The organism is Neisseria sp. P0021.S005 (assembly GCF_051956955.1).
Genome location: NZ_JBQCWY010000212.1, coordinates 1 through 4,727, shown reverse-complemented (window position 1 = coordinate 4,727; position 4,727 = coordinate 1). Strand labels below are relative to the sequence as shown.

Sequence of the window (4,727 nt, the reverse complement as noted above, 5' to 3'; positions counted from 1 at the left end):
TTTTTTATCTGCGCCGTCATGCCACAATGACATCATCCCTTATCCAACCCGATCACGCCATGACTCCGATACTCGCCTTCGACATTGAAACCATTCCCGACGTACACGGCATCCGCCAGCTTTACGATTTGCCAGCCGATTTGCCCGACAACGAAGTCGTCCTGTTTGCCCAGCAGCAACGCCGTGCCAAAACCGGCAGCGACTTTATGCAACACCATCTGCACCAAGTCGTCGCCATCTCCTGCTGTATGCGCTGGGGGCAAGACAAAATCCGCGTCAGTACCATCGGCGATCCCGAAGACAGCGAAGAAGTCATGATTGCCAAGTTCTTCGAGGTCATCGAAAACTATACGCCGCAACTTGTCAGCTGGAACGGCGGCGGTTTCGATCTGCCCGTCCTCCACTACCGCGCCCTGATACACGGCATCAGCGCCGCCCGCTATTGGGACATGGGCGACGGCGATTTTGGCGACAGCCGCGACTTTAAGTGGAACAACTACATCAGCCGCTACCACACCCGCCATTGCGACCTGATGGATTTGCTCGCCCTCTACCAACCGCGTGCCAGCGTGCCTTTGGACGATATGGCCAAACTCTGCGGCTTCCCCGGCAAACTGGGTATGGACGGCAGCAAAGTTTGGGACGCTTATCATGCAGGCCGTCTGAAAGACATCCGCGATTATTGTGAAACCGATGCCGCCAATACCTACCTGATGTACATGCGCTTTCGCATGATGAGCGGCGCGCTCGATGCCGACGAATACGAAGTCGAAATTAAACGCATCAAACATTATCTGGCCGCACAAGCCGAAGAAAAACAACATTGGGCGGAGTTCGTCGCTGCTTGGCGTTAAACCAGGCCGTCTGAACAGACAAACCAGAAAACCAAAAGGGCGTGATCGACACGCCCTTTTTTATATTTCGACAAATCATGCCCATTAAGCAGGCAAACGCCCCAGCGTTACCCTATCCAATCCAGCCAAATCCTGTTCGGTTGCCACTTCGGCAAAACCGTTCTCAAGCATAATGTTCCGCACTGCTTCGCCTTGGTCGTAGCCGTGTTCAAACAGCAGCCAGCCGTTGGCTTTCAAGTATTTGGGGGCTTCTTGGGTAATGTGGCGGATATGGCTGAGGCCGTCTGAAAAGTCGGTCAACGCATTTTGCGGTTCAAACCTCAAATCGCCTTGCGACAAATGTTCATCGCCGTCCTCGATGTACGGCGGATTGGAAACAATCACATCATATCGGCCTTCAGACGGCCTGTCGGTATCAAACCACGAACCCTGCGCAAACTCGACTTTTGCGCCCAATTCGGCCGCATTTTGACGGGCAGTATCCAAAGCACCAACGCTGATGTCGGATGCGCGAACATCAGCATCAACGCGTTCAAGCGCGACGGTCACGGCAATGGCGCCGCTGCCCGTCCCCAAGTCCCACACACGGCCTTGCGGCGGCAAGCGTTTGAGCACGGCTTCCACCAAATGCTCGGTTTCAGGGCGTGGAATCAGCACATGGGGATTGACGGCAAAACGTCTCCCGTAAAACTCGCGTTCGCCCAACAGATAGGCCATCGGCTCGCCTTTCAGACGGCGTTGAGCCAAAGCCTCCAAGGTTTGCAGGGCAGAGTCTGCCAAATCGTCCGTACCGCGTGTAACCAGTTGCGCGCGCGTGTAACCCAGTGCATATTGCAACAACATCCGCGCTTCATTTTTGGGCAGCGCCGATTGGCGCAGCCATTCATCAAGCGTCATTTTTCGTCCCATCTGCCAGCATTGTTGCTTTTCTTTCCTTATTCTTTCCGGCAAACGTGCCGATGGTGGCAACCGCAAATGCGGCATACCACAAATAAAATCCTGCACCGTAGCGCATAATATCCGATGTATTCCCTGCTTCATCAACGTGTACGGCTTTCACACTGAAAGCCACCAGCGCCAAGCCCCAAAGTGCCGCATGGACAGGCACGACCTTCTTCCGCAACGCCAACAAAACAATGGCCGCCAACCAAACATAATTAGCATAGGCCGCACAATATCTGATGTCCAAAGAAGCAAATATCGACCCCAAAATCAAAACGGTCAAACCCTTCATGCTTTCATGATTGCCCAAATAAAATGCAACATTGGACAAAGACGCGATCCACAGGGCAACCGACACCAGCAACATCACTATGAGAAAACTTGATTTCCGATTCTGTTCCTGCATGGTTTTATCCTAATGTAAAAGGCCGTCTGAAACCTTTCAGACGGCCTGCCGTTTAAATTTCGCTACCGCCGACGGTCAGTCCGGCATCAATCCTCAGGGTCGGTTGTCCGACGCCGACAGGAACACTCTGCCCTTCTTTGCCGCAGACGCCGATACCGCTGTCGAGCGCAGTGTCGTTGCCTATCATGGAAACATGTTTCAGCACTTCGGGGCCGTTGCCGATGATGGTCGCGCCTTTGACAGGATATTGCAGCTTGCCGCCTTCCACCCACCACGCTTCGGATGCGCTGAACACGAACTTGCCGCTGGTAATGTCCACTTGTCCGCCGCCGAAATTGACGGCATAAATGCCCTTGTCGATGGACGCGATGATTTCTTCCGGCTCATAGCCGCCGTTTTCCATAAAGGTATTGGTCATGCGCGGCATAGGCGCAGAAGCGTAACTTTCGCGGCGACCGTTGCCGGTCGATTGCGTACCCATCAAGCGGGCGTTGGTTTCGTCCTGCATATAGCCGACCAAAATACCGTCTTCAATCAATACGGTGCGGCGGGTTTCGTTGCCTTCGTCGTCGATATTGAGCGAACCGCGTCTGTCGGCAATATCGCCTTGATCCACAACGGTCACGCCTTTGGCGGCCACGCGCTCGCCGATTCTGCCGGAGAAAACGCTGGTTTCTTTGCGGTTGAAATCGCCTTCCAAACCATGTCCGACCGCTTCGTGCAGCAACACGCCCGGCCAGCCGTTGCCCAAAACGACGGTCATCTCGCCGGCAGGCGCAGGACGGGATTCGAGATTGGTCAGGGCTTGTTTGACGGCGGAATCGACAAACCGATGCACCAAGTTTTCATCGAAATACGCCAAATCATAACGTCCGCCACCACCCGCGCTGCCCTGCTCGCGACGCTCGCCTTGCTTGGCAATGACGGTTACGTTCATGCGTACCATCGGGCGGATGTCGGCAGCGTGTTTGCCGTCCAGACGGGCGATGTACACCATGTCGTATTCGCAGGTCAAACCGGCCATCACTTGCACGATACGCGGATCGGCGGCTTTGGCCAGCGTTTCAACTTTGTTCAACAGCGCGACTTTGGCAGCGGAATCAAGGCTGGCAATAGGGTCAATCGCCATGTGGACAGGCTTGCCGTAGGCAGGTGTCGGCACTTTGACGCTGGCCTCGTTGCCGGCCGCACCAATCACGCGCACGGCTTTGGCAGAGCGGTTGATCGAATCGATACACAGGCTGTCGGCGTAGGCAAAAGCGGTTTTATCGCCCGAAACGGCACGCACGCCCACGCCCTGATCAATTTGGAAGCTGCCCGATTTGACGATGCCTTCTTCCAAATGCCAACTTTCATAGGCAGTGCGCTGACAATAGATGTCGGCATAATCGACATGGTTGGCGCCGATAATGCTCAGGCTTTGGGCGAGCAAATCGGGGGAAAGATGGTTGGCTTCGAGCAAATCTCGCTGTACGGCGGCGTAGGTTTGTTGCATGATTTTTCAGACGGCCCGACAAGCAGGCAAAGTTAATTTGGTCTTGATTATACGGTATTTTATATGGCTTTGGATATGTTGATTGCTTGGGTTTATGAGTGATTGAAACAAATCAAAAGGCCGTCTGAAATATAGGGTTGAAATGTTTGCCTTACCCTATTTCAATCGGCCTGTTCGTTTGACGTTCAGACGGCCTTTTCAATCATGGCAAAGCCAATACAGAAACTTAATTTCCATACAAAACAATCTACTACAAAAAAATCCCTTATTTTTTTAGTTTTGCTATTGATAATAGTTATTATTAGCGTATAATCAAACTCACTCGGAAGACGTCCTAATCCGAGCCATTAAACGACAGATTTTATCCCCCTCTTCCCCATTATCTCTTGATACTCGGAGTGCGCATATACGAAACATACCTGTTCCCCTTTATATCAGATACTCAAAACCGAAAAACATGAAACCCACTGCCGATACAGTGGGTTTCGTGTTTTGTGGCGTTCGGTTTATCAGGCTTTTCCAACTGCTGATTAGGCCGTCTGAAACTGAATAGACCTGATTATCGGCAGGTTTTCATGTTCAATTTTCCATAACGGCCGACAATGTTTCTAATGTCTTGGGCATCGCGCTCGTCAACCGCCATAAAGACCACGGTCATGCGCGCCACGCTCAAACCGGTATCGGGTGCGCTTCTGTCTTCCTGCTCAACAATGCGTGCGCCGCCGAAACCTGCGCTGGACAAGCGTGAAATCAAAACTTGGGCGGAAGAGCGGCTGCGTGTTACGTCAATGCTGATTTCGCCGTTGTGAATGCTGCCGCTAAAGCCGCGGCTGCCCAAGGCATCAAGCTGGGCGGAGGTGTCGCCGTCGGCAGGCAAGACCACGCGGAAGGTTTTGGAGGAAGTCTCGCCACCGGATGCGCCGTTGCGTTTTTCGATACTGCGGCTGGCGGCATGAGGCCATTTGCCCAACAGGCCTTTGATGCGGTGGTAATCGTCTTCATCCATCACCACGGTGGCGCTGCTGGTACA

Annotated in this window: 4 protein-coding genes and 1 pseudogene; 1 reads left to right on the top strand and 4 read right to left on the bottom strand. The window is 53.2% G+C overall.

All coding sequences use genetic code 11. The features are described from left to right. The first annotated feature begins 59 nt into the window (after nt 1–59). The gene (locus ACTHUE_RS11150; protein WP_070460568.1) at nt 60–854 is read left to right on the top strand and encodes a 3'-5' exonuclease; all 795 of its coding nucleotides are present in this window, start codon (nt 60–62) and stop codon (nt 852–854) included. A gap of 84 nt (nt 855–938) precedes the next feature. On the opposite strand, the gene prmC is transcribed toward ACTHUE_RS11150, so the two are convergent. The 4 genes and pseudogenes from prmC to ACTHUE_RS11130 all read right to left on the bottom strand — a co-directional run. After that, the gene (gene prmC / locus ACTHUE_RS11145; RefSeq protein WP_070460570.1) at nt 939–1,751 is read right to left on the bottom strand and encodes a peptide chain release factor N(5)-glutamine methyltransferase; all 813 of its coding nucleotides are present in this window, start codon (nt 1,749–1,751) and stop codon (nt 939–941) included. Beyond that, nucleotides 1,741–2,202, bottom strand: a complete 462-nt coding sequence (locus ACTHUE_RS11140) for a hypothetical protein (RefSeq protein ID WP_107792240.1) — start codon at nt 2,200–2,202, stop codon at nt 1,741–1,743. Before ACTHUE_RS11140 ends, prmC begins: the two co-directional genes overlap by 11 nt. Before the next feature lie 52 nt (nt 2,203–2,254). After that, the gene (tldD, locus tag ACTHUE_RS11135; RefSeq protein WP_070460573.1) at nt 2,255–3,697 is read right to left on the bottom strand and encodes a metalloprotease TldD; all 1,443 of its coding nucleotides are present in this window, start codon (nt 3,695–3,697) and stop codon (nt 2,255–2,257) included. A gap of 559 nt (nt 3,698–4,256) precedes the next feature. Then, nucleotides 4,257–4,727: pseudogene (locus ACTHUE_RS11130) on the bottom strand (cell division protein); the annotation flags it as partial.

Excerpts from the sequence above, each read along its gene's own strand:
- prmC (WP_070460570.1), bottom strand. The coding sequence starts at position 1,751 with ATGACGCTTGATGAATGGCTGCGCCAATCGGCGCTGCCCAAAAATGAA.
- ACTHUE_RS11150 (WP_070460568.1), top strand. The coding sequence starts at position 60 with ATGACTCCGATACTCGCCTTCGACATTGAAACCATTCCCGACGTACAC.
- tldD (WP_070460573.1), bottom strand. The coding sequence starts at position 3,697 with ATGCAACAAACCTACGCCGCCGTACAGCGAGATTTGCTCGAAGCCAAC.
- ACTHUE_RS11140 (WP_107792240.1), bottom strand. The coding sequence starts at position 2,202 with ATGCAGGAACAGAATCGGAAATCAAGTTTTCTCATAGTGATGTTGCTG.